The sequence below is a fragment of the Enterobacter sp. 6722112 genome (assembly GCF_058661685.1).
Map to the genome: position 1 here is coordinate 488,973 of NZ_JBZWGR010000007.1, position 22,746 is coordinate 511,718.

Sequence of the window (22,746 nt, forward strand, 5' to 3'; positions counted from 1 at the left end):
ACTGAATATATACCCAATATTAATCTGTTTTTACCGATCTGTTTGCGCTGATATTATGGTTTTACCGAGGTATTGTTGTAAAAGAGAGTTTAAACGTGAAATTACTACACCGTTTCTTTAGCAGTGAGGCATCCGGCGGCGTCATCCTGATTATTGCTGCTGCGGCCGCCATGCTGCTCGCCAATATGGGCATGACGCGCGATCTCTATCACGCATTTCTGGAAACGCCCGTCGAGCTGAAAGTCGGGGCGCTGGAAATTAACAAGAACATGCTGCTGTGGATCAACGATGCGCTGATGGCGGTGTTCTTCCTGCTGGTGGGTCTGGAGGTTAAACGTGAGCTGGTGATCGGTTCGCTTGCCAGCCGTCAGCGCGCGGCGTTTCCGGTGATCGCGGCGATTGGCGGGATGATCGTTCCGGCGTTGCTCTTTCTCGCGTTTGCGTGGCAGGATCCGGTTGCGCGTGACGGCTGGGCGATCCCGGCTGCAACGGATATCGCGTTTGCGCTCGGGGTCTTAGCCTTGCTCGGTAGCCGCGTCCCGGTAGCACTGAAAATTTTCCTGATGGCGCTGGCGATTATCGATGACCTGGGCGCTATCGTGATTATCGCGCTGTTCTACACCAGCGATCTGTCGGTTCTGTCGCTGAGCGTGGCGGCCGTGGCTATTGTGGTGCTGGCCTTGCTGAACGTCTTCAACGTCCGACGTACGGGTATTTATATTCTGGTGGGCATGGTGCTGTGGACGGCGGTGCTGAAGTCTGGCGTGCATGCCACGCTGGCGGGCGTCATCGTTGGCTTCTTTATTCCACTGAAGGAACAGGACGGCAAATCGCCAGCCAGACAGCTGGAGCATGTGCTTCATCCGTGGGTGGGCTTTATGATCCTGCCGCTGTTTGCGTTTGCCAACGCGGGAGTTTCCCTGGCCGGGGTTACCCTGGACGGACTCACCTCCGTGCTGCCGCTGGGTATCATCGCCGGTCTGTTTATCGGTAAGCCGCTGGGTATCAGCCTGTTCTGCTGGCTGGCGCTGAAGCTGAAGCTGGCGTCATTGCCAAACGGGACCACCTTTAGCCAGATTATGGCCGTCGGCGTGCTGTGCGGTATTGGATTCACCATGTCGATCTTTATCTCGACGCTGGCGTTTGGCGCAAACGCGCCTGAGCTTATCGTCTGGGCAAAACTCGGCATTCTCATCGGGTCATTACTGGCCGCAGTCATTGGTTATACCTTGTTGAAGGTGAAATTGTCCGGACAGGCTGTCCAGGCATAACGGAAAACCGGGAGGAGGGGGCTCCTTCTCCCGATACACACTCAGGGAGAGAACACGCGATGTCTCATTTGAATTACAACCATCTTTATTACTTCTGGCACGTTTATAAACAGGGCTCGGTCGTGGGGGCGGCAGAAGCGCTTTACCTGACGCCACAAACCATTACCGGGCAAATCAAAGCCCTGGAAGAGCGGTTACAGGGCAAGTTGTTCAAGCGCAAGGGCCGTGGGATTGAGCCCAGTGAGTTGGGCGAGCTGGTGTTCCGCTATGCGGATAAAATGTTCACCCTGAGCCAGGAGATGCTGGATATCGTCAACTACCGCAAAGAGTCTAACCTGCTTTTTGACGTGGGGGTGGCGGATGCGCTGTCCAAACGGCTGGTGAGTGGCGTGCTGGATGCGGCGGTGGTGGAAGATGAACAGATCCATTTACGCTGCTTTGAGTCCACTCACGAGATGCTGCTGGAACAGCTGAGCCAGCATAAGCTGGATATGATTATTTCGGATTGCCCTATCGATTCCACGCAGCAGGAAGGCTTGTTCTCGGTGAAAATTGGCGAATGCGGCGTCAGTTTCTGGTGCATCAATCCGCCACCGGAAAAACCGTTTCCTGCCTGCCTGGAAGAGCGCCGCTTGCTGGTGCCGGGTCGGAGGTCCATGCTCGGACGGAAGCTGCTGAACTGGTTTAACTCGCAGGGGCTGAACGTAGAAATTCTCGGTGAGTTCGACGATGCGGCGCTGATGAAAGCCTTTGGCGAAGCGCATAACGCTATCTTCGTTGCTCCGACGCTGTACGCGCACGATCTCTATTCAGACGACAAAATAACCGAGATCGGCAGGGTGGATAACGTGATGGAAGAGTATCACGCCATATTCGCCGAAAGGATGATTCAGCACCCGGCGGTGCAGCGAATCTGCAATCGCGACTATTCGGCGCTGTTTACGCCGCCGGTAATCTGAAGACATAAAAAAACCCGCGTTAAGCGGGTTCTTTCAAACAAGCAACAACAAGTGGCGATTAAGCCAGTTTGTTGATCTGCGCGGTCAGGTTTGCTTTATGACGCGCTGCTTTGTTTTTGTGGATCAGACCTTTAGCAGCCTGACGATCCACGATTGGTTGCATTTCGTTAAATGCGTTCTGCGCTGCAGCTTTGTCGCCAGCTTCGATAGCTGCGTATACTTTCTTGATGAAAGTACGCATCATAGAGCGACGGCTTGCATTGTGCTTACGAGCCTTTTCAGACTGAACGGCACGTTTCTTAGCTGATTTGATATTAGCCAAGGTCCAACTCCCAAATATGATCTATGTGGACAATTCAAAGGCCGAGGAATATGCCCTCTATACCTTCTTTTGTCAATGGATTTGTGCAAATAAGCGCCGTTAATGTGGCGACGCTACGTTACGTAGTGATGGCGCAGGATTCTACCAGCTTGTCGTTCGTGAATACAGCTTTTCGGCGTAAAAATCGCAGTTCGCGGACAGATTTTTTTGCTGCGAAAGGTCAGCGTGATGAAATCATACGGCTTTCTGTTTAGCGTGAACAATCGCCGGTTAACCTTAACCGCTGTACAAGGTATACTTTGGCGATTTTCACTGTTTTGAGCCAGTCATGAAGCTGATACGCGGCATACATAATCTCAGTCAAGCCCCGCACGGGTGCGTGCTGACCATTGGTAATTTCGACGGCGTGCATCGTGGGCATCAGGCGCTGTTGCAGGGATTGCGTAAAGAAGGCGAGGCGCGAGGCCTGCCCGTCGTGGTGATGATTTTCGAGCCTCAGCCGCTGGAGCTGTTTGCAGGCGAGAAATCCCCCGCGCGGCTGACGCGTCTGCGTGAGAAGTTACGCTACCTGGCGGAGTCAGGGGTGGACTACGTCCTGTGCGTACGGTTCGACCGTCGTTTTGCCGCGCTGACCGCACAAAATTTTGTCAGCGACCTGTTGGTCAGGCAGCTTGGCGTGCAGTTTCTCGCCGTGGGCGATGATTTCCGCTTTGGCGCTGGTCGTCAGGGCGATTTCTTGTTATTACAGAAGGCTGGCCTGGAGTACGGGTTTGACGTCACCAGCACGATGACCTTCTGTGAGGGCGGCGTGCGCGTCAGCAGCACGGCGGTACGTCAGGCGCTGGCGAACGATGAACTGGACACGGCAGAAACGCTGCTGGGTCACCCGTTCACAATTTCAGGTCGCGTGGTCCATGGCGATGCGCTGGGCCGCACGATAGGTTTCCCGACGGCGAATATACCGCTGCGTCGTCAGGTCTCCCCGGTTAAAGGGGTCTATGCGGTGGAAGTGGCAGGACTGGGCGAGAAGCCTTTCTACGGCGTCGCCAACATTGGCACACGTCCAACGGTTGCCGGTGTGCGTCAACAGTTAGAAGTACACCTGCTGGACGTTGTAATGGACCTGTATGGTCGCCATATAGATGTGATACTGCGTAAAAAAATACGCAATGAACAGCGATTCGCTTCGCTGGACGAACTTAAGGCGCAAATCGCGCGAGATGAATTAACGGCCCGCGAGTTTTTTGGGCTTTAGAACCGGCTTAACTGCCTACGTGATAAATACGGAACCGAGAATCTGATGAGTGATTATAAATCAACCCTGAATTTGCCGGAAACAGGGTTCCCGATGCGCGGCGATCTCGCCAAGCGTGAACCGGGAATGCTGGCGCGTTGGACCGATGATGACCTGTACGGCATCATTCGTGCAGCCAAAAAAGGCAAAAAAACCTTCATTCTGCATGATGGCCCTCCATATGCGAATGGCAGCATTCATATTGGTCACTCTGTAAACAAGATTCTGAAAGACATTATCGTGAAGTCCAAAGGACTCGCGGGATATGACTCGCCTTACGTTCCGGGCTGGGACTGCCATGGTCTGCCGATCGAGCTGAAAGTTGAGCAAGAGTACGGTAAGCCGGGTGAGAAGTTCACCGCCGCAGAATTCCGTGCGAAATGCCGCGAATACGCTGCCACCCAGGTTGACGGTCAGCGCGCTGACTTCATCCGTCTGGGCGTGCTGGGTGACTGGTCGCATCCGTACCTGACCATGGACTTCAAAACCGAAGCCAACATCATCCGAGCGCTGGGTAAAATCATCGGCAACGGTCACCTGCACAAAGGCGCGAAGCCGGTGCACTGGTGCGTCGACTGCCGCTCTGCGCTGGCAGAAGCGGAAGTGGAGTATTACGACAAAACCTCGCCTTCTATCGACGTGGCCTTCGAAGCGGTCGATCAGGATGCGATCAAAGCTAAATTTGGTCTGCCTGGTGTAAGCGGCCCGATCTCTCTGGTGATCTGGACCACCACCCCGTGGACGCTGCCTGCTAACCGCGCGATCTCCCTCTCTGGCGAGTTTGAGTATGCGCTGGTGCAGATTGATGGCCGTGCGGTTATCCTGGCGAAAGACCTGGTCGAAAGCGTGCTGAAACGCGCGAACATCACCGATTACACCGTGCTGGGCACCGTAAAAGGTGACGCGCTGGAACTGATGCGCTTCAAACACCCGTTCCTGGACTTCGACGTTCCGGCGATTCTGGGCGACCACGTCACGCTGGAAGCGGGTACCGGTGCGGTACATACCGCCGGTGGCCACGGTCCTGACGACTACAACATCAGCCTGAAGTACGGCCTGGAAATCGCTAATCCGGTTGGCCCGGACGGCTCTTACCTGCCTGGCACCTACCCGGCGCTGGACGGTATCAACGTCTTTAAAGCTAACGACATCATCGTTGATATGCTGCGCACCAGCGGCGCGCTGCTGCACGTTGAGAAAATGCAGCACAGCTATCCGTGCTGCTGGCGTCACAAGACCCCGATCATCTTCCGTGCAACCCCGCAGTGGTTTATCAGCATGGACCAGAAAGGCCTGCGCGCGCAGTCTCTGAAAGAGATCAAAGGCGTGCAGTGGATCCCTGACTGGGGCCAGGCGCGTATCGAATCCATGGTGGCTAACCGTCCTGACTGGTGTATCTCCCGTCAGCGCACCTGGGGCGTGCCGATGTCTCTGTTCGTACATAAAGAGACGCAGGAGCTGCACCCGAACACTCTGGAACTGATGGAAGAAGTGGCGAAGCGCGTCGAAGTTGACGGCATTCAGGCGTGGTGGGATCTCGACGCCCGCGACATCCTGGGCGCTGACGCAGACAGCTACGAGAAAGTGCCGGATACCCTGGACGTGTGGTTCGACTCCGGGTCTACCCACTCCTCCGTGGTTGACGTGCGTCCGGAGTTTGCTGGTCACGCTGCCGATATGTATCTGGAAGGGTCTGACCAACACCGCGGCTGGTTCATGTCATCGCTGATGATCTCCACCGCCATGAAGGGTAAAGCACCTTACCGCCAGGTATTGACCCACGGCTTCACCGTGGATGGTCAGGGCCGTAAGATGTCCAAATCTATCGGTAACACCGTTTCTCCGCAGGACGTGATGAACAAACTGGGCGCGGACATTCTGCGTCTGTGGGTGGCCTCTACCGACTACACCGGCGAAATGGCGGTCTCTGATGAGATCCTGAAACGTGCTGCTGACAGCTATCGTCGTATTCGTAACACCGCGCGCTTCCTGCTGGCGAACCTGAACGGGTTCGATCCGGTGAAAGACATGGTGAAGCCGGAAGAGATGGTTGTGCTCGATCGCTGGGCGGTAGGCTGCGCGAAAGCGGCGCAGGAAGATATTCTTAAAGCCTATGAGTCTTACGACTTCCACGAAGTGGTGCAGCGCCTGATGCGCTTCTGCTCCATCGAGATGGGCTCGTTCTACCTCGACATCATCAAAGACCGCCAGTACACCGCGAAAGCGGACAGCGTGGCGCGTCGTAGCTGCCAGACTGCGCTGTTCCACATCGCAGAGGCGCTGGTACGCTGGATGGCGCCGATCATGTCCTTCACCGCGGATGAAATCTGGGGTTACCTGCCGGGCGACCGCGAGAAGTATGTCTTCACCGGCGAGTGGTACGAAGGTCTGTTCGACCTCTCCAGCACTGAAGCAATGAACGATGCCTACTGGGACGAGCTGCTGAAAGTGCGTGGCGAAGTGAACAAGGTTATCGAGCAGGCGCGCGCTGACAAGAAAGTCGGTGGCTCTCTGGAAGCGACGGTGACCCTGTACGCAGAGCCTGAGCTGGCCGCGAAGCTGACCGCGCTGGGCGATGAATTACGATTTGTCCTGTTGACCTCCGGTGCGAAAGTTGCGGATTATGCCGAAGCTACTGCTGATGCTCAGCAGAGTGAACTGCTCAAAGGACTGAAGGTCGCACTGAGCAAAGCCGACGGTGAAAAATGCCCGCGTTGCTGGCATTACACCACTGATGTCGGTCAGGTGGCGGAACACGCAGACATCTGCGGTCGCTGTGTAAGCAACGTCGCCGGTGACGGCGAAAAACGTAAGTTTGCCTGATGAGTAAAACTCTCTGTTCAACAGGACTGCGCTGGCTGTGGCTGGTGGTGGTGGTGCTGATTATTGATTTGGGCAGCAAGTTCCTGATCCTCCAGAATTTCGCTCTGGGGGATACGGTCCCGCTGTTTCCGTCGCTTAACCTGCACTATGCCCGCAACTATGGTGCGGCGTTTAGTTTCCTTGCCGACAGCGGTGGCTGGCAGCGCTGGTTCTTCGCGGGTATCGCTATCGGTATCTGCGTCGTGCTGGCGGTGCTGATGTACCGCTCAAAGGCCACGCAAAAGCTGAATAATATCGCCTACGCGCTGATCATTGGCGGCGCGCTGGGTAACCTGTTTGACCGCCTGTGGCACGGCTTTGTGGTCGATATGATCGATTTCTACGTCGGCGACTGGCACTTCGCGACCTTTAACCTCGCCGATAGCGCAATATGCGTTGGTGCGGCGTTAATCGTGCTGGAAGGCTTCTTGCCTAAACCGGCCGCGAAAGAGCAGGCGTAACAAAACCAGCCGGGTGACGCGTAGCGATCCCGGCCTACAGAATTTGTGGCCCCCGTAGGCCCGGTAAGCGTAGCGCCACCGGGCAACAGGTGACCCAAAACAAGCGAGCAATTTGCATGTCTAAATCCGTACAGAGCAACAGCGCGGTTCTCGTTCATTTCACGCTGAAGCTGGATGACGGCTCCACGGCCGAATCCACCCGCAACAATGGCAAACCGGCGCTGTTTCGTCTGGGTGACACCTCCCTGTCTGAAGGCCTTGAGCAGCAGCTTCTGGGTCTGAAAGAGGGCGAGAAAAAAGCGTTTTCGCTGGAGCCGGATGCGGCATTTGGCGTGCCAAGCCCGGACCTGATCCAGTATTTCTCGCGTCGTGAGTTTATGGATGCGGGTGAACCAGAAATCGGGGCGATTATGCTCTTTACCGCTATGGACGGCAGCGAAATGCCTGGCGTGATCCGAGAAATCAACGGCGATTCTATCACCGTCGATTTCAACCATCCGCTTGCCGGGCGTACCGTTCATTTTGATGTCGAAGTGCTGGAGATCGATCCGGCACTGGAGGAGTAAAATGCAGATCCTGTTGGCTAACCCGCGCGGCTTCTGCGCCGGTGTAGACCGCGCTATCAGCATTGTTGAAAACGCGCTGGAGATTTACGGCGCGCCGATTTACGTGCGTCACGAAGTGGTGCACAACCGTTACGTGGTCGACAGCCTGCGCGAGCGCGGTGCGATTTTTATCGAGCAGATCAGCGAAGTGCCGGACGGCGCAATCCTCATCTTCTCCGCGCACGGCGTCTCTCAGGCGGTACGCAACGAGGCGAAAAGCCGCGATCTGACCGTATTCGATGCCACCTGTCCGTTAGTGACAAAAGTGCATATGGAAGTGGCGCGCGCCAGCCGTCGTGGTGAAGAGTCAATTCTGATTGGTCACGCCGGTCACCCGGAAGTTGAAGGCACCATGGGCCAGTACAGCAACCCGGAAGGGGGCATGTACCTGGTCGAATCACCGGAAGATGTCTTTACGCTGGACGTGAAAAACGAAGCCCGTCTGTCGTTTATGACCCAGACGACGCTTTCCGTAGACGACACCTCAGACGTGATTGACGCCCTGCGCCAGCGCTTCCCGAAAATCGTCGGGCCGCGCAAAGATGATATCTGCTATGCAACCACCAACCGTCAGGAAGCCGTACGCGCCCTGGCTGAACAGGCGGATGTGGTGCTGGTGGTCGGCTCGAAAAACTCCTCTAACTCCAACCGACTGGCCGAACTGGCGCAGCGTATGGGGAAAGCAGCTTTTCTGATCGACGACGCAACGGACATTCAGGAAGCGTGGGTGAAAAACGCGGCCTGCGTCGGTGTTACCGCAGGCGCTTCAGCGCCGGATATCCTGGTGCAAAACGTCATTGCCCGCCTGCAAGAGCTGGGCGGTGGCGAAGCGGTGCCGCTGGAAGGCCGTGAAGAGAACATTGTCTTCGAAGTGCCGAAAGAGCTGCGAATCGACGCCCGCGAAGTGGAATAATGTCCTCTCAATCTTCAAAATGCCGGTGGCGAAAGCCTCCGGCATTTTTGTTTCTGGTTAACTGTGATTCACCATCAATATTGACGCTTTTATCACTAGGTTAATCGTTTAATCTGCCATCATGATATTGCTGTTCTCCTCGGGCCGGAGAGCGATATGAATTCAGACATCTTTTTGCCACCTCAGTTGACGTGGGCTACCGGCGCGCTAGCCGGCGGGCCGCTTATCCGCAAAACGACTCGTCTTGCGGATCTTCCTGGGATCTTCGCAGACGGCGAGGCGTGGAAGTGCGGCAATCCTCAAAAAAGTGTGTATGACGTAGACGTACTGGGCTCGCCCGTAGGGGAAGGGGCACTCTTCGTTGGGGTAACTCACCTGCGTGCGGGTAACGTGGGCGATGAGTTCTTTATGACTCGCGGTCATTTTCATCAGCGCCGCGAACAGGGCGAGGTCTATTTTGGCCTGCGCGGATGTGGCTTGTTGCTGCTGCAAACGGAGGCGGGCGACGCGCGGCTTGAGCAGGTGACGGCTGGCTCCGTGCATATTATTCCTCCTTTTACAGCGCATCGTTTGATTAACACTGGCAACGAGACGCTATCCTCCCTTGCCGTCTGGCCGAGCATTGCGGGACACGACTATGCGGCGCTGGCAGAGGGCTTCACCCTGCGGATCTTTGCCTCCGGGGAAGGTTACGAGGTGCGCCATGGCTAACTATGGCCTTGATATGACCATCAACCGTCAGCCGCTCGGTTTTTGCTACGGAGAGGATGTTACCGGGCCGATGCCGGAGATCAGAACGCTGGATCAGATCCGCCCGTCGCTGCGCAATCCGGACTGCGAAGGGCCTGAACAGGTATATGCCATCGCGATGGACGTGGCGCGTCTGGCGGACAGGCCGGAGCTCGAAAAACGCATGCTGCTTTTTGGTGTGGTCACCTACGCGGCAGGCACGCTTGGCGATGAGCCGGTCCGCAGCCAGGGACATGTTCACCGTATTAGCCAGCACAGCGGATGGTCGCCCCCTGAGCTGTACGAAATCTGGCAGGGTAAAGCGATTATCTACATGCAGGAGTATGTGGACGACGATCCGGGACGTTGTTTTGCGGTACTCGCGGGGCCGGGTGAAAAGGTACTGGTCCCTCCCGGATGGGGCCATGCGACGATTTCGGCCTCGCCCAATGAGCCGCTGACGTTTGGTGCGTGGTGCGATCGGGAATATGGCTTTGAGTATGAGGCCGTTCGTGCACGAAAAGGTCTGGCCTGGTATCCCTTAGTTCAGGGTAATCATATTGTCTGGCAGCATAACAGTCACTACAGACCAGGGCGCTTGCAGATGATTACGCCGAGAAGTTATCCGGAATTTGGCATTACTGATGCGCCTGTTTATCAGCAGTTTATTGATGACCCCGCACGGTTCCAGTTTATTTCGCGTCCGGATAAAGTCGCAGAACTGTGGAATAACTTCCATCCATAAAGAAGCCGGGGCATTGCCCCGGTTTTCTTATCCCGCAAACAAACCGGACGCCACGCCAAGCGCTGCCAGTATAAGCAGCAATATCATGGCTTTTACCGGCGACACGCCGCGTTTTGCCATCAGATACCAGGTCCCCAGCACCACCGCCAGCGGAAGCAGCTGCGGGAAAATACCGTCCAGCATCTGCTGAACGTGAATGTTAACCCCGTCCCGGGTGATGAACTCCAGCCCGGTGCCGAGCTTCACGTAGCTGGCCGCCACGCCGCCCATGACAAATACGCCCAGTAGCGAGAGCGCTTCCCGTAGCCGGGTAGATTTGCTGCTGACCAGCATCTCCACGGAGCCTGATCCCATCTGGTAGCCTTTGAGAAACAGGAACCAGGAGCCAGGGATAATGATGGCCAGCCAGGCAACGGTATAAAACAGTGGACCGAGGATATTTCCGCCTGCCGCCAGCGCCATCCCAATGCTAAGCAGGATCGGGATCAGCATGCCGGGGATCATCGAATCGCCGATCCCGGCAATTGGCCCCATCAGGCCTACCTTCAGGGTATTTATGGTTTCACCGTCAATCGGCTCGCCGTTGGCTTTTTTCTCCTCCAGCCCCAGCGCCATACCGTTAACGATCGCGCCAATCTGTGGCTCCGTGTTGTAGAACGACGCGTGACGGCGCAGCATCTCGGTACGTTGTACCGGGTCGGGATAGAGCTTTTTTGCGACCGGCAGCATGCTCAGGCAAAAGCCGAAGGATTCAAGGCGTTCAAAGCTCATTGAGGAGAGGTTGTGCATCATCCACGCTCGCCAGCAGCGGCGCAGATCCTTGCGGGTGAGTTTACGTTCTTCCATCAGAATTCATCCTCGTCGTCAGGGACAGGTGCTGAAGCCACGGCCTGCGGTGCCTCGGGTTTATAGTTGTAATGAATCAGTGCCAGCAGGGCGCCCACGATCACCAGCGCGACCATATTGAGTTTCAGGAAAACGATGCAAACGAAGCCCACCAGAAAGTAGATGAGCATGGTATAGCTTTTGATGATCTGCTTAAGCAGGATGGCAATACCGACGGCGGGCAAGATGCCGCCCAGCACATTCATGGTGGAGAGGACGATGTGCGGCAGGCTGTCCATAAACCCGCTAATGTACTGTGCGCCAAAAAAGACGGCGATAAAGGTAGGCACAAAGCGCAGCACAAAATTCATCGCCTGCGGCCAGATGGCGCTGTTGAGGTAGATCCCGCGCTCGTCGCCGTTCTCCAGCGCCACATCCGCACGATGGTTCCAGAAGGAGTTCAGCACCATCATCGCATTGAAGAGAATGGTTCCGGCGATCCCAATAGTCGCCGCCAGCGCGACGGCAACCTCAGATCCTTTGCCGGAAAGTATTCCCAGTGCAATGGCCGGATAAGCCACAAAGTTTAAATCTGCTGGCATCGAGCCGCCGGGTGTCACCATTGCGATATACACCGCCTGCACCGCTACGCCAATCATAATCCCGGTTTTGATATCGCCCAGGATCAGGCCAACCAGCATCCCGGAAATGAGCGGTCGGGAGATGAGATACCAGCCGCCCGTCAGCCCTAAAAGCCACGGACTACTGAGTGCGCCCAGATAACACAGCAGGCCAATTAAAGCCGCTTCGATAATCATGATCTGCTCCTTATTTCAGCTTTTGTCTGGCATCCTGCCAGGTATAAAAACTGGCATCGGGAACCAGGCGGAATTCAATCGCGTGTCCCTGCCCGGTCAGCCACTCGAATGCTGCCGCTTCATCCTGGGTTACCGATTGATTCGGGCCGATGGTGATCGTGTTAGCCCGGGCGCTCATCGGGCCCACGTTAATTTTTCCGTTGCTGTTTTTCAGGCTAATGCCCGCCTGCTCAATGCGCTGTAGCGTGAGTGGAGATTTGCCAATCACGAAATAGCGCTTTTCGCTGGCAATCACTTTTGGCAGTTTTTCGATCGCGGTTGCCGTATCGAACAGCCACACTTTAGTATCTGATACGGCTCCTTTCATGACCGACGATAACAGCGGATCGGCCGCAACGGCATCGTCAATGGCAACGATGCCGTCGCAGGGCAGCTCCCTGGCCCAGCGTGTAATGAGCTGCCCGTGGATCACGCGATCGTCAATGCGTACAAAAGAAATACTCATATGCGGCTCCTTAAAAATCGTCTGTCTGTGCAGTATCTGCCGGTTTCGCCTGTACCAGCGTCGGCAGAGTAATTTCGATAAGCTGCCCGGCAGCCTGATGAACATCGCGAGCCATCATCACCTCATCGGTTTGCAGCAGCATCGGGAAGTTGACTCCAGCCACCACGGCGACCGGCGGCTGCGTATGTGGGTTAAGCGCGGCCTCACAGGCCACGTTCCACGGCGTGCCGCTTTGCATGTCGCACAGCACCAGCACGCCGTCAGCGTTGACGCTTGCCGCTTCCAGTGTGGAGATGAAATCCTGCCGGAAGCCCTCTATTCCCGCCTGTTCGGTCAGACAAACGGTGTGTACGCCGGGGAGCTCGCCGTATACCATCCGGCCGCTCTCCAGCAGCGCGGCGGCTAACGGCCCATGAGTGGCGACAATAAAATGAATCATCGTTAGCTCCTTACCCAGGCTTTGATAGTCGCGAGGGGGTGTCCGGAAGCACGGGCTGAAGGTGAAATGCGATAGTCACCTACGCTTGCCGGAATGATGAAGGTTTCGGCGTAATGGACGGTAAACGGCTCAAATGCACCGGTTGGGCTGTCGACAATTGCTTCGTCGCCCTCTACCAGATTCAGCACGTTCACGCCGCCGCCGGTGTGGTGCAAAACGGGTTCGCTAAACCAGTGGCGGCGGGTTTCGATAAATTCACGCTCGTGCAGGCCAGTACGCTCTTCACGCCAGCCGTTTCCTTCCGCGACAGGTTCGAACTGATTCACCAGATGCTGATGAACCCACTGCGCGTCGCGCTGCCAGTCGATCACCTTTTCACCGTGCTCCAGGTGTACCGGGCGCGGCAGCCCGTCCAGGCCCAGGCGGCCCCAGTCCCACAGTTTGAAGGTGAAAATATACGGCGTAGCGCTGATCTCCAGCACCATGGTTCCCGCGCCGGAGCAGTGCACCGTCCCAGCCGGGATCAGGAAATGGTCGTGCTTTTTCGCCGGGATCTGATTAACGAAGCGGTCGTCATCAAACGGTTTTTCACCGCGACCCGCGCGCCTGAGATCGTCCATCATGGCCTCAGGGTCTGTGCCGGTTTTGGTCCCCAGATAGACGATGGCACCCGGCTCCGCTTCCAGAATGTAATAACTCTCATCCTGGGTATAGTGCATCCCAAACTGCTGCTGGATGTACTCGGTAATGGGGTGGACCTGGAAGCTCAGATTCTGGCCACCCATGGTGTCGAGGAAGTCAAAACGGATCGGGAATTCCGCGCCGAAACGTGCGTGAACTTTCTCGCCCAGCAGAGCACGGGGCTCAAGCAAAACCAGATCCTGAGAGGGGATCTCGATCCGCACTGCGCCAAAACGCAGTAACAGGCTGTTCTCCTCGGGCACGCAGTCAAAACACCACGCGTAATTGGGTGCAGAGGGATCGAGATCGAATTGCTGTTTCATCCACTGGCCGCCCCAGACGCCAGGATCGAAAAAGGGCGCCACGCGGAAAGGCTGGGTGGTAGTTTGCTTCAGCCCGGCTCGCAGGGCCTCGCCGCTGACCATCGCGGGCTGGTTCGTCTGGGTTGTATCCAGTAAAAAATCGGTGCGCCTGAGCAGCGGTGTTTTGTGGCGATCGAAGACGCGCCATTCGACAAAAAAGGCGCGCTTGTAGCGACGAAGCATATCTTCCTGCTGATTATCTGCGCCCCAGTTCCCAGTCTCACCCCGGCGCATACGCTGCTGGATCTCCCAGCGCGGCAGATCGGCATACACCAGCACATCACCCGGATGGACAAGCGTCGCACCGGGTCCGTAGATCACAATCAGCCCCCCGGAACACTGGTTCACCTGAACCTGCAACGCCTCCAGACGCGCGGGATCGAAAAACTCTCCAAGCTGGTGGCAGGAGAGAACGCCAAAGACGCGATCGTCTGTGAGGTTGCGTGCCAGCATCTCATGAATGGCACACTCATCCCGTCGCGCCTGTTCAGCATTGATCGCCAGCGTCGGGCGTAGACGCGGCAGCACGTTCTCTTCAAGCTCGGTCATGCGCACGCCCGGATAGCAATCAATCACCAGCACCGTGCGGCTGCGCTGTTGGGTTTGTGACTCAAGAACGCGGGTTATTGCTTCCCAGCCTTGCCAGGCGCTGTCATCAAAACCCTGTATCGCCACCGTGGGGAATTTGTCGTAGGTTGTCATTGTATCCTCCGTAATCGTTATTTAAGGTTATTCGATTAACCGTATTTGAGAAGAGTGGTTAACGCGATTAACCCGCCATAAATGCGAATCGAATCCAGAACAACAGCGGTAATGTGAAGAGTCTCACAGGGAAAAATGCAAAAAACAGGTTATTCGATTAACCTGTAGTGATGATGAAGGAGACAACATGACGGGAATTACACTGGCCGATGTCGCGAAACGCGCCGGCGTGTCAACGGCGACGGTCTCAATGGTGCTCTGCAACAAAGGCCGCATTTCGCAAAGCACGCGCGAACGTGTGCTTAAGGCGCTGGATGAATCCGGCTATGTCTATAACCAGACGGCAGCCAATTTACGTAACCGCAGCAGTAACCAGGTCGGGCTGCTCTTGCACGATATCACCAACCCTTTTTATAGCGAGATGACGGCAGGGCTAAGTCATGAAATGGAGCGCCACGAGCTGATGCTTTTTCTGGCGAATAGCGAGGAATCGGCAGAGCGACAGCAAAAATTTGTTGATTCACTGATGCGTAATAACGTCGGCGGTATGGTGCTGTGTGCGGCTCGGGAAACGCCCCAGGCCTTTTTTGAGGGTCTGAAGCGGCGCAATATTCCGGCTATCATGGTTGTGCGCCCGCTGAACGATCCGGATTTTGATTTTGTCGGAACGGATAACTTCTTAGGCACGCAGATGGCGACGGAGCATCTGCTCAGAATGGGCCATCGGCATATTGCGTTCATTGGAGGGAGTCAGAATTCGGGCTCTCGGGCGCAGCGTATCGGGGGCTTTACCAGCAAGCTGCTGGAATACGGCGTGACGCCGAATCCTGCCTGGATCAGAACCTCACACGCCAGCCAAAGCGACGGCGCGCGCGTGGCAGAGGCGTTACTTCTCGAGCATCCACACATCAGTGCGGCAATTTGCTATCAGGATGTTGTGGCGCTGGGGGTGATGCAAAGCTTACGCAAGATGGGCCGTGAGCCGGGACGTGATTTTGCGCTGGTCGGTTTCGATGATATTACCGAAGCGGCTCTGGTGCAGCCCGCATTGACCACCGTATCGGTGGCGGCGAAAGAGATTGGTCGTAAGGCAGGGGAGTTACTTTACAGCCGCATACAGGGCAACGACGAACCCGCCAAACGAATCATTCTGCCGCCTGCGCTGGTGGTGCGGGAATCATGCGGTTTTCGCTGACGATCATGTCTTTCACTGATATCTCACCCTGTTTATCATTAAATTCTAATTATCGGCGTTTTCTGTGGCAGCCTGTGCAAAGGCTGGTTAATCTGAAAACGATTTACATCATTTTAACGTAAGAGAATAACTATGCATGATGCACAGATCCGCGTCGCCATTGCGGGCGCGGGTGGACGTATGGGCCGTCAGCTGATTCAGGCGGCACTACAGATGGATGGCGTGGCGCTTGGCGCGGCGCTGGAGCGTGAAGGTTCATCGCTTTTGGGAGCCGATGCAGGCGAGCTGGCAGGCGCAGGTCAGACGGGCGTTACCGTGCAGGGCAGCCTTGAGGCGGTGAAAGAAGACTTTGACGTGTTTATCGATTTTACCCGCCCTGAAGGCACGTTGGCTCACCTGGCGTTTTGCCGTCAGCACGGTAAAGGGATGGTGATTGGCACCACCGGTTTTGACGAGGCCGGTAAGCAAGCCATTCAGGATGCGTCCACTGAGATTGCGATTGTCTTTGCGGCAAACTTTAGCGTGGGGGTAAACGTCATGCTGAAATTGCTGGAGAAGGCGGCGAAGGTGATGGGCGACTATACCGACATTGAAATCGTCGAAGCGCACCATCGCCACAAAGTCGATGCTCCGTCAGGCACGGCGCTGGCGATGGGCGAAGCGATTGCGTGTGCAATGGATAAAGATTTGAAAGACATCGCGGTCTATTCTCGCGAAGGCCACACTGGCGAGCGCGTGCCTGGCACCATTGGGTTTGCCACCGTTCGCGCGGGTGATATCGTCGGTGAACATACCGCTATGTTCGCCGATATTGGCGAAAGGATCGAAATCACTCATAAAGCATCCAGCCGCATGACATTTGCAAACGGGGCGGTACGTTCGGCATTGTGGCTGAAAGGTAAGCGTAATGGTCTTTTTGACATGCGAGATGTCCTAGAACTCAACAATTTGTAAGCATTATTACCCTTCGTGATGTGGTTATTGCAGTCGTAATTACTTGATTGCATAGGGCAATATTTTATTGCCCTTTTATTTTGTCTATTTGTGGTGTTTATTGTGTCTAACTGATTTAAAGTAAGTGTTTTCTCGATAATTTCTGTTGCTGAACTGTAAATTTTGACCATTTGGTCCACTTTTTATTCCTGCAAGACGTTTCTTTCTATTAAACTGCATACGCAAGCGGTTTCCACAGTGATTTAGTTGATCTTTTTGCCGCTTAATCTGAGTTCAGACCGCCAGGCTTGCAAAAGAATATACAAAACTCCCGTTTTAAGTTGACTTTTACATGGCAAATCCCCAGAATGCCGCCGTTTGCCAAAAATCCGCTGGCAACACATTTGCATTGATCCATGACATGGTTATGAATTAATATGCAAATAAAGTGAGTGAATATTCTCTGGAGGGTGTTTTGATTAAGTCAGCGCTATTGGTTCTGGAAGACGGAACCCAGTTTATCGGTCGAGCCATAGGGGCAACGGGTTCGGCGGTTGGGGAAGTCGTTTTCAATACTTCAATGACCGGTTATCAAGAAATCCTCACTGATCCTTCCTATTCTCGCCAAATCGTTACTCTTACTTATCCTCATATCGGCAATGTCGGCACCAATGCGGCTGACGAAGAATCCTCTCAGGTACATGCGCAAGGCCTGGTCATTCGCGACCTGCCGCTGATTGCCAGCAACTTCCGCAACACCGAAGACCTCTCTTCTTACCTGAAGCGCCACAACATTGTGGCGATTGCCGATATCGATACCCGTAAGCTGACGCGTCTGCTGCGCGAGAAGGGTGCACAAAACGGTTGTATCATCGCAGGGGATAACCTCGATGCGACGCTGGCGCTGGAAAAAGCGAAAGCCTTCCCGGGACTGAACGGTATGGACCTGGCGAAAGAAGTGACCACCGCTGAAGCCTACAGCTGGACGCAGGGAAGCTGGACGCTGGAAGGCGACCTGCCGGAAGCGAAACCGGAAAGCGAGCTGCCGTTCCACGTGGTGGCCTACGATTTTGGCGCCAAGCGCAACATCCTGCGTATGCTGGTTGACCGTGGCTGCCGCCTGACGGTGGTTCCGGCGAAAACCTCTGCTGAAGATGTTCTGAAGATGAACCCGGACGGCATCTTCCTCTCTAACGGTCCTGGCGACCCGGCGCCGTGCGACTACGCTATCGACGCCATCAAGTCCTTCCTTGAAACCGACATCCCGGTATTCGGCATCTGTCTCGGCCATCAGCTGCTGGCGCTGGCGAGCGGAGCGAACACCGTCAAGATGAAGTTTGGCCACCACGGTGGTAACCACCCGGTGAAAGATATCGACAACAACACGGTGATGATCACCGCGCAGAACCACGGCTTCGCTGTGGATGAAGCGACGATGCCAGCTAACCTGCGCGTGACGCATAAGTCACTGTTCGATGGTACCTTGCAGGGTATCCATCGCACCGATAAGCCTGCGTTCAGCTTCCAGGGCCACCCTGAAGCCAGCCCGGGCCCACACGATGCCGCGCCGCTGTTCGATCACTTCATCGAACTTATCGAGCAATACCGTAAGACCGCTAAATAATCAGGAGCTGAGAAGACCATGCCAAAACGTACAGACATAAAAAGCATCCTGATCCTTGGCGCTGGCCCGATTGTCATCGGCCAGGCCTGCGAATTCGACTACTCCGGCGCGCAGGCGTGTAAAGCCCTGCGTGAAGAGGGTTACCGTGTCATCCTGGTAAACTCTAACCCGGCCACCATCATGACCGACCCGGAAATGGCGGATGCGACCTACATCGAGCCGATTCACTGGGAAGTGGTACGCAAAATTATCGAGAAAGAGCGTCCGGACGCGGTGCTGCCGACCATGGGCGGCCAGACGGCGCTGAACTGTGCGCTGGAGCTGGAGCGTCAGGGCGTGCTGGAAGAGTTCGGCGTGACCATGATCGGTGCGACCGCCGACGCGATTGATAAAGCAGAAGACCGTCGCCGCTTCGACGTGGCAATGAAAAAAATTGGCCTTGATACCGCACGTTCCGGTATCGCGCACAATATGGAAGAAGCGCTGGCCGTTGCGGCTGAAGTGGGTTATCCGTGCATTATCCGCCCTTCCTTCACCATGGGCGGCACCGGCGGCGGCATTGCCTACAACCGCGAAGAGTTTGAAGAGATTTGCGAGCGCGGCCTGGATCTCTCCCCAACCAAAGAGTTGCTGATTGATGAATCGCTGATTGGCTGGAAAGAGTACGAGATGGAAGTGGTGCGTGATAAAAATGACAACTGCATCATCGTCTGCTCCATCGAAAACTTCGACGCGATGGGGATCCACACCGGTGACTCCATCACCGTTGCGCCAGCTCAGACGCTGACCGACAAAGAGTACCAAATCATGCGTAACGCCTCGATGGCGGTACTGCGTGAAATCGGCGTGGAAACCGGCGGCTCTAACGTGCAGTTCTCGGTGAACCCGAAAACCGGCCGTCTGATTGTTATCGAAATGAACCCGCGTGTGTCCCGTTCCTCCGCGCTGGCCTCCAAAGCCACCGGCTTCCCGATTGCGAAAGTGGCGGCGAAACTGGCGGTGGGTTACACCCTTGACGAGCTGATGAACGATATCACCGGTGGCCGCACGCCAGCGTCCTTCGAACCGTCCATCGACTACGTTGTGACCAAAATTCCACGCTTTAACTTCGAGAAATTCGTCGGTGCCAACGACCGTCTGACTACCCAGATGAAATCCGTTGGTGAAGTCATGGCGATTGGCCGCACGCAGCAGGAATCCCTGCAAAAAGCGCTGCGCGGCCTGGAAGTGGGCGCGACCGGCTTTGACCCGAAAGTCAGCCTGGACGACCCGGAAGCACTGACCAAAATCCGCCGCGAGCTGAAAGACGCGGGCGCAGAGCGTATCTGGTACATTGCCGATGCCTTCCGCGCGGGCCTGTCCGTCGACGGCGTATTTAACCTGACTAACATTGACCGCTGGTTCCTGGTGCAGATTGAAGAGCTGGTGCGTCTGGAAGAGAAAGTGGCGGAGCTGGGCATCAACGGCCTGGACGCAGACTTCCTGCGCATGTTGAAGCGTAAAGGCTTCGCCGATGCGCGTCTGGCTAAGCTGGCGGGCGTGCGTGAAGCGGAAATCCGCAAGCTGCGCGACCAGTACGACCTGCACCCGGTCTACAAGCGCGTGGACACCTGTGCGGCTGAATTCTCGACCGATACCGCATACATGTACTCCACCTATGAAGAGGAGTGCGAAGCGAACCCGTCCGTCGACCGCGACAAGATTATGGTGCTGGGCGGCGGTCCAAACCGTATCGGCCAGGGCATCGAGTTTGACTACTGCTGCGTACACGCCTCACTGGCGCTGCGCGAAGACGGTTACGAGACCATTATGGTCAACTGTAACCCGGAAACCGTCTCGACCGACTACGACACTTCCGACCGCCTCTACTTCGAGCCGGTCACCCTGGAAGACGTGCTGGAAATCGTGCGCATCGAGAAGCCAAAAGGCGTGATCGTGCAGTACGGCGGCCAGACTCCGCTGAAGCTGGCGCGCGCGCTGGAAGCAGCAGGTGTGCCGGTTATCGGCACCAGCCCGGATGCGATTGACCGTGCGGAAGACCGCGAGCGTTTCCAGCAGGCGGTTGACCGTCTCAAACTGAAACAGCCGGCGAACGCCACCGTGACCGCAATTGAAATGGCCGTTGAGAAAGCGAAAGAGATCGGCTACCCGCTGGTGGTGCGTCCATCCTACGTACTGGGCGGCCGCGCGATGGAAATCGTCTACGACGAAGCGGACCTGCGTCGCTACTTCCAGACGGCGGTGAGCGTTTCCAACGATGCGCCTGTGCTGCTCGACCGCTTCCTCGACGACGCGGTTGAAGTCGACGTGGATGCCATCTGCGACGGCGAAAGGGTGCTGATTGGCGGCATCATGGAGCACATCGAGCAGGCGGGCGTGCACTCCGGTGACTCCGCCTGTTCTCTGCCAGCGTACACCCTGAGCCAGGAGATTCAGGACGTAATGCGCCAGCAGGTGCAGAAGCTGGCCTTCGAGCTTCAGGTTCGCGGCCTGATGAACGTTCAGTTCGCGGTAAAAGACAACGAAGTCTATCTGATTGAAGTCAACCCGCGTGCGGCGCGTACCGTACCGTTCGTCTCCAAAGCGACCGGTATTCCGCTGGCGAAAGTGGCGGCGCGCGTGATGGCTGGCCAGACGCTGGCTCAGCAGGGCGTCACGAAAGAAATTATCCCGCCTTACTACTCGGTGAAAGAGGTGGTACTGCCGTTCAACAAATTCCCGGGCGTTGACCCGCTGTTAGGGCCAGAGATGCGCTCTACCGGGGAAGTGATGGGCGTTGGCCGTACCTTCGCAGAAGCGTTTGCGAAAGCGCAGCTGGGCAGTAGCTCCACCATGAGAAAATCTGGCCGTGCGCTGCTCTCCGTTCGCGAAGGCGATAAAGAGCGCGTGGTTGACCTGGCTGCCAAGCTGCTGAAACAGGGCTTCGAGCTGGACGCCACTCACGGTACGGCGATTGTGTTGGGTGAAGCGGGTATCAACCCGCGTCTGGTGAACAAAGTGCATGAAGGTCGTCCGCACATTCAGGACCGCATTAAGAATGGCGAGTACACCTACATCATTAACACCACCGCAGGTCGCCAGGCGATTGAAGACTCCAAACTGATTCGCCGCAGCGCGCTCCAGTACAAAGTGCATTACGACACCACCCTGAACGGCGGTTTCGCGACGGCCATGGCGCTGAATGCGGATGCCACCGAGAAGGTGATTTCGGTGCAGGAAATGCACGCTCAGATTAGCAAGTAACACACATTGCCCGGTGCCATCCGGTTACCGGGCAATTTTCCCATCTTAAGAACCTTCTGGTTTTTCATCCGCTTTCAGTCAGTTAGCCTAAAATAGTTAGGTCGATAACGAAAATTCAACTGAGAGCAGGGGAATACACCATGCAAAATAAACTACTGATCGCTTCCGTTCTGGCTGCCACCGCAATGTTCACCGTGGCGGGCTGTTCGTCCAATCAGGCCGTAAAAACCACCGATGGCAAAACGATTGTTACTGACGGGAAACCGCAGGTGGATGACGATACCGGTCTGGTATCGTACAAAAACGCCGAAACCGGTCAAACTGAACAGATTAACCGTGACCAGGTTAAATCAATGGGCGAGCTGGATAACTAAAAAAAAGCAGTGGCACATGCCACTGCTTTTTTGCTTCAGGATGATCGATTACCAGCGATGGTTTAACAAAATATGACCGCCGTAGGCGGCATAGCTGTTTTCACCCCACTCGCCGCTGGCACGAAGGGAGATCGTCGTGGTTTCGTTCAGGTTGCCGGTTAAGCCCAACTCTAACTGACCACGATCTTCCGGCGTATCGTTGCTGACGGTCTCGTCGTTGAATGCCAGATCGTTTTGACCAGCACCTTTCAACCAGTTAACCGCAACGTACGGCTGCCAGGCCTTGACGTCCTTCTGCTGGAAGTAGCTTGCTTTAACGCCGAGACGACCAAAGACGCTGTCATTGTCCAGGGTAGTGACGCGTACGCCGTCGCGATCGGTATGATTTTCCTGATCGAGATAGCTGTAAATCACCTGCGCCTGCGGCTCGATCTTCCAGGTGCGTTCATTTTCAGACTGGATTATCCACGCGTGGCCGACTTCAACAGACGCGGCGAAACCTTCACTATCGTAGTCTTCATCGTTGCGATTGCTGGTGACGTTGTTGTTGTACCAGCTGTAAGCGGCCCAGGTATCAACGTAGCTGCCCAGACGTAATTTCTGATCTTCCTGCCAGGTGGCGTACAGCCCAACATTGAAGCCATCAACCTTACCCTGTGCGTCACGTACGTTGTGCTTCGCATCAGAGTGGGTCTTCGCCTGGCCTGCACCGAACATCCCGCCAGCACGCAGGATACCGTTATCCATTGGCTTGCTCATGAAATCGCTGCCGACTTGCAGTACGGTGGTGGTGGTGTCGTAGCTGACTTTATCGCCACCCGCATCGTTCTCGTGATAGCGACCCTTAACGAATGGAAGGGACTTCCCCTGATTATGCGCCTGAT

Annotated in this window: 20 protein-coding genes and 2 pseudogenes; 15 read left to right on the forward strand and 7 right to left on the reverse strand. The window is 55.8% G+C overall.

Annotated features, from left to right (window positions below; translation table 11 throughout):
- Positions 1–95 precede the first annotated feature (95 nt).
- Both nhaA and nhaR read left to right on the forward strand, forming a co-directional pair.
- The gene (gene nhaA, locus AC4OVU_RS03940) at positions 96–1,271 is read left to right on the forward strand and encodes a Na+/H+ antiporter NhaA (protein WP_017383817.1); all 1,176 of its coding nucleotides are present in this window, start codon (positions 96–98) and stop codon (positions 1,269–1,271) included.
- 59 nt (positions 1,272–1,330) lie between these two features.
- The gene (gene nhaR, locus AC4OVU_RS03945) at positions 1,331–2,230 is read left to right on the forward strand and encodes a transcriptional activator NhaR (RefSeq protein ID WP_017694543.1); all 900 of its coding nucleotides are present in this window, start codon (positions 1,331–1,333) and stop codon (positions 2,228–2,230) included.
- A 58-nt stretch (positions 2,231–2,288) separates the two neighbouring features.
- Here the strand turns inward: nhaR and rpsT are convergent, their stop codons facing one another.
- A complete protein-coding gene (rpsT, locus tag AC4OVU_RS03950) occupies positions 2,289–2,552 on the reverse strand; it encodes a 30S ribosomal protein S20 (RefSeq protein WP_003856458.1) in 264 nt (87 codons plus the stop codon).
- Between the two features lie 115 nt (positions 2,553–2,667).
- Here rpsT and AC4OVU_RS03955 point away from each other — a divergent pair.
- From AC4OVU_RS03955 to AC4OVU_RS03990, 8 genes and pseudogenes are all read left to right on the forward strand, one after another.
- Positions 2,668–2,873 (forward strand): annotated as a pseudogene (locus AC4OVU_RS03955) (DUF2575 domain-containing protein); the annotation flags it as partial.
- Between the two features lie 7 nt (positions 2,874–2,880).
- Positions 2,881–3,807, forward strand: a complete 927-nt coding sequence (ribF, locus tag AC4OVU_RS03960; protein ID WP_003856456.1) for a bifunctional riboflavin kinase/FAD synthetase — start codon at positions 2,881–2,883, stop codon at positions 3,805–3,807.
- Between the two features lie 45 nt (positions 3,808–3,852).
- Positions 3,853–6,669 (forward strand): isoleucine--tRNA ligase, encoded by a 2,817-nt coding sequence (ileS, locus tag AC4OVU_RS03965; RefSeq protein WP_023303060.1) that lies wholly within the window; start codon positions 3,853–3,855, stop codon positions 6,667–6,669.
- Positions 6,669–7,169, forward strand: coding sequence for a signal peptidase II (lspA, locus tag AC4OVU_RS03970; RefSeq protein ID WP_003856452.1), 501 nt, complete (start codon positions 6,669–6,671; stop codon positions 7,167–7,169). The genes ileS and lspA overlap by 1 nt, the downstream gene beginning before the upstream one ends.
- A 116-nt stretch (positions 7,170–7,285) precedes the next feature.
- On the forward strand, positions 7,286–7,735 hold the full coding sequence (gene fkpB / locus AC4OVU_RS03975) for an FKBP-type peptidyl-prolyl cis-trans isomerase (RefSeq protein WP_015572634.1): 450 nt from the start codon (positions 7,286–7,288) through the stop codon (positions 7,733–7,735).
- 1 nt (position 7,736) lies between these two features.
- The gene (gene ispH, locus AC4OVU_RS03980) at positions 7,737–8,687 is read left to right on the forward strand and encodes a 4-hydroxy-3-methylbut-2-enyl diphosphate reductase (protein ID WP_017383814.1); all 951 of its coding nucleotides are present in this window, start codon (positions 7,737–7,739) and stop codon (positions 8,685–8,687) included.
- A gap of 156 nt (positions 8,688–8,843) precedes the next feature.
- The gene (locus tag AC4OVU_RS03985) at positions 8,844–9,398 is read left to right on the forward strand and encodes a glucose-6-phosphate isomerase family protein (RefSeq protein ID WP_017383813.1); all 555 of its coding nucleotides are present in this window, start codon (positions 8,844–8,846) and stop codon (positions 9,396–9,398) included.
- Positions 9,391–10,161, forward strand: coding sequence for a glucose-6-phosphate isomerase family protein (locus AC4OVU_RS03990; protein ID WP_017694538.1), 771 nt, complete (start codon positions 9,391–9,393; stop codon positions 10,159–10,161). Before AC4OVU_RS03985 ends, AC4OVU_RS03990 begins: the two co-directional genes overlap by 8 nt.
- A gap of 27 nt (positions 10,162–10,188) precedes the next feature.
- Here AC4OVU_RS03990 and AC4OVU_RS03995 read toward each other — a convergent pair whose 3' ends face one another.
- Genes AC4OVU_RS03995 through AC4OVU_RS04015 form a run of 5 tightly spaced genes read right to left on the reverse strand, consistent with a single transcriptional unit; the run spans position 10,189 to position 14,493 of the window.
- Positions 10,189–11,007 (reverse strand): PTS system mannose/fructose/sorbose family transporter subunit IID, encoded by an 819-nt coding sequence (locus AC4OVU_RS03995; protein WP_015572637.1) that lies wholly within the window; start codon positions 11,005–11,007, stop codon positions 10,189–10,191.
- Complete coding sequence (locus AC4OVU_RS04000) at positions 11,007–11,804, reverse strand: PTS mannose/fructose/sorbose/N-acetylgalactosamine transporter subunit IIC (RefSeq protein ID WP_110293000.1); 798 nt, start codon at positions 11,802–11,804, stop codon at positions 11,007–11,009. The genes AC4OVU_RS03995 and AC4OVU_RS04000 overlap by 1 nt, the downstream gene beginning before the upstream one ends.
- A gap of 10 nt (positions 11,805–11,814) precedes the next feature.
- On the reverse strand, positions 11,815–12,309 hold the full coding sequence (locus AC4OVU_RS04005) for a PTS sugar transporter subunit IIB (RefSeq protein WP_015572639.1): 495 nt from the start codon (positions 12,307–12,309) through the stop codon (positions 11,815–11,817).
- Between the two features lie 10 nt (positions 12,310–12,319).
- Positions 12,320–12,748: a PTS sugar transporter subunit IIA gene (locus tag AC4OVU_RS04010; protein WP_047737167.1), complete on the reverse strand. Its 429-nt coding sequence runs from the start codon at positions 12,746–12,748 to the stop codon at positions 12,320–12,322.
- A gap of 2 nt (positions 12,749–12,750) precedes the next feature.
- Positions 12,751–14,493, reverse strand: coding sequence for a class I mannose-6-phosphate isomerase (locus tag AC4OVU_RS04015; protein WP_047728772.1), 1,743 nt, complete (start codon positions 14,491–14,493; stop codon positions 12,751–12,753).
- A 187-nt stretch (positions 14,494–14,680) separates the two neighbouring features.
- Between AC4OVU_RS04015 and AC4OVU_RS04020 the strand changes: the two genes are divergently transcribed.
- From AC4OVU_RS04020 to AC4OVU_RS04040, 5 genes are all read left to right on the forward strand, one after another.
- A complete protein-coding gene (locus tag AC4OVU_RS04020) occupies positions 14,681–15,688 on the forward strand; it encodes a LacI family DNA-binding transcriptional regulator (protein ID WP_015572642.1) in 1,008 nt (335 codons plus the stop codon).
- Positions 15,689–15,820: 132 nt separating this feature from the next.
- A complete protein-coding gene (gene dapB / locus AC4OVU_RS04025) occupies positions 15,821–16,642 on the forward strand; it encodes a 4-hydroxy-tetrahydrodipicolinate reductase (protein WP_491928624.1) in 822 nt (273 codons plus the stop codon).
- A gap of 454 nt (positions 16,643–17,096) precedes the next feature.
- Complete coding sequence (gene carA, locus AC4OVU_RS04030) at positions 17,097–18,245, forward strand: glutamine-hydrolyzing carbamoyl-phosphate synthase small subunit (RefSeq protein WP_023295905.1); 1,149 nt, start codon at positions 17,097–17,099, stop codon at positions 18,243–18,245.
- Positions 18,246–18,263: 18 nt separating this feature from the next.
- Complete coding sequence (gene carB / locus AC4OVU_RS04035) at positions 18,264–21,488, forward strand: carbamoyl-phosphate synthase large subunit (RefSeq protein WP_023295906.1); 3,225 nt, start codon at positions 18,264–18,266, stop codon at positions 21,486–21,488.
- 140 nt (positions 21,489–21,628) lie between these two features.
- Positions 21,629–21,862, forward strand: coding sequence for a YgdI/YgdR family lipoprotein (locus tag AC4OVU_RS04040; protein WP_003856439.1), 234 nt, complete (start codon positions 21,629–21,631; stop codon positions 21,860–21,862).
- A gap of 48 nt (positions 21,863–21,910) precedes the next feature.
- On the opposite strand, the pseudogene AC4OVU_RS04045 reads toward AC4OVU_RS04040, so the two are convergent.
- Positions 21,911–22,714 (reverse strand): annotated as a pseudogene (locus AC4OVU_RS04045) (autotransporter family protein); the annotation flags it as partial.
- Between the last annotated feature and the right edge of the window lie 32 nt (positions 22,715–22,746).

What these genes read in the sequence shown, in the direction of transcription:
- nhaR (WP_017694543.1), top strand. Translation starts at nt 1,331, where the DNA reads ATGTCTCATTTGAATTACAACCATCTTTATTACTTCTGGCACGTTTAT.
- ribF (WP_003856456.1), top strand. Translation starts at nt 2,881, where the DNA reads ATGAAGCTGATACGCGGCATACATAATCTCAGTCAAGCCCCGCACGGG.
- ileS (WP_023303060.1), top strand. Translation starts at nt 3,853, where the DNA reads ATGAGTGATTATAAATCAACCCTGAATTTGCCGGAAACAGGGTTCCCG.
- lspA (WP_003856452.1), top strand. Translation starts at nt 6,669, where the DNA reads ATGAGTAAAACTCTCTGTTCAACAGGACTGCGCTGGCTGTGGCTGGTG.
- fkpB (WP_015572634.1), top strand. Translation starts at nt 7,286, where the DNA reads ATGTCTAAATCCGTACAGAGCAACAGCGCGGTTCTCGTTCATTTCACG.
- ispH (WP_017383814.1), top strand. Translation starts at nt 7,737, where the DNA reads ATGCAGATCCTGTTGGCTAACCCGCGCGGCTTCTGCGCCGGTGTAGAC.
- AC4OVU_RS03985 (WP_017383813.1), top strand. Translation starts at nt 8,844, where the DNA reads ATGAATTCAGACATCTTTTTGCCACCTCAGTTGACGTGGGCTACCGGC.
- AC4OVU_RS03990 (WP_017694538.1), top strand. Translation starts at nt 9,391, where the DNA reads ATGGCTAACTATGGCCTTGATATGACCATCAACCGTCAGCCGCTCGGT.
- AC4OVU_RS03995 (WP_015572637.1), bottom strand. Translation starts at nt 11,007, where the DNA reads ATGGAAGAACGTAAACTCACCCGCAAGGATCTGCGCCGCTGCTGGCGA.
- AC4OVU_RS04000 (WP_110293000.1), bottom strand. Translation starts at nt 11,804, where the DNA reads ATGATTATCGAAGCGGCTTTAATTGGCCTGCTGTGTTATCTGGGCGCA.
- AC4OVU_RS04005 (WP_015572639.1), bottom strand. Translation starts at nt 12,309, where the DNA reads ATGAGTATTTCTTTTGTACGCATTGACGATCGCGTGATCCACGGGCAG.
- AC4OVU_RS04010 (WP_047737167.1), bottom strand. Translation starts at nt 12,748, where the DNA reads ATGATTCATTTTATTGTCGCCACTCATGGGCCGTTAGCCGCCGCGCTG.
- AC4OVU_RS04015 (WP_047728772.1), bottom strand. Translation starts at nt 14,493, where the DNA reads ATGACAACCTACGACAAATTCCCCACGGTGGCGATACAGGGTTTTGAT.
- AC4OVU_RS04020 (WP_015572642.1), top strand. Translation starts at nt 14,681, where the DNA reads ATGACGGGAATTACACTGGCCGATGTCGCGAAACGCGCCGGCGTGTCA.
- dapB (WP_491928624.1), top strand. Translation starts at nt 15,821, where the DNA reads ATGCATGATGCACAGATCCGCGTCGCCATTGCGGGCGCGGGTGGACGT.
- carB (WP_023295906.1), top strand. Translation starts at nt 18,264, where the DNA reads ATGCCAAAACGTACAGACATAAAAAGCATCCTGATCCTTGGCGCTGGC.
- AC4OVU_RS04040 (WP_003856439.1), top strand. Translation starts at nt 21,629, where the DNA reads ATGCAAAATAAACTACTGATCGCTTCCGTTCTGGCTGCCACCGCAATG.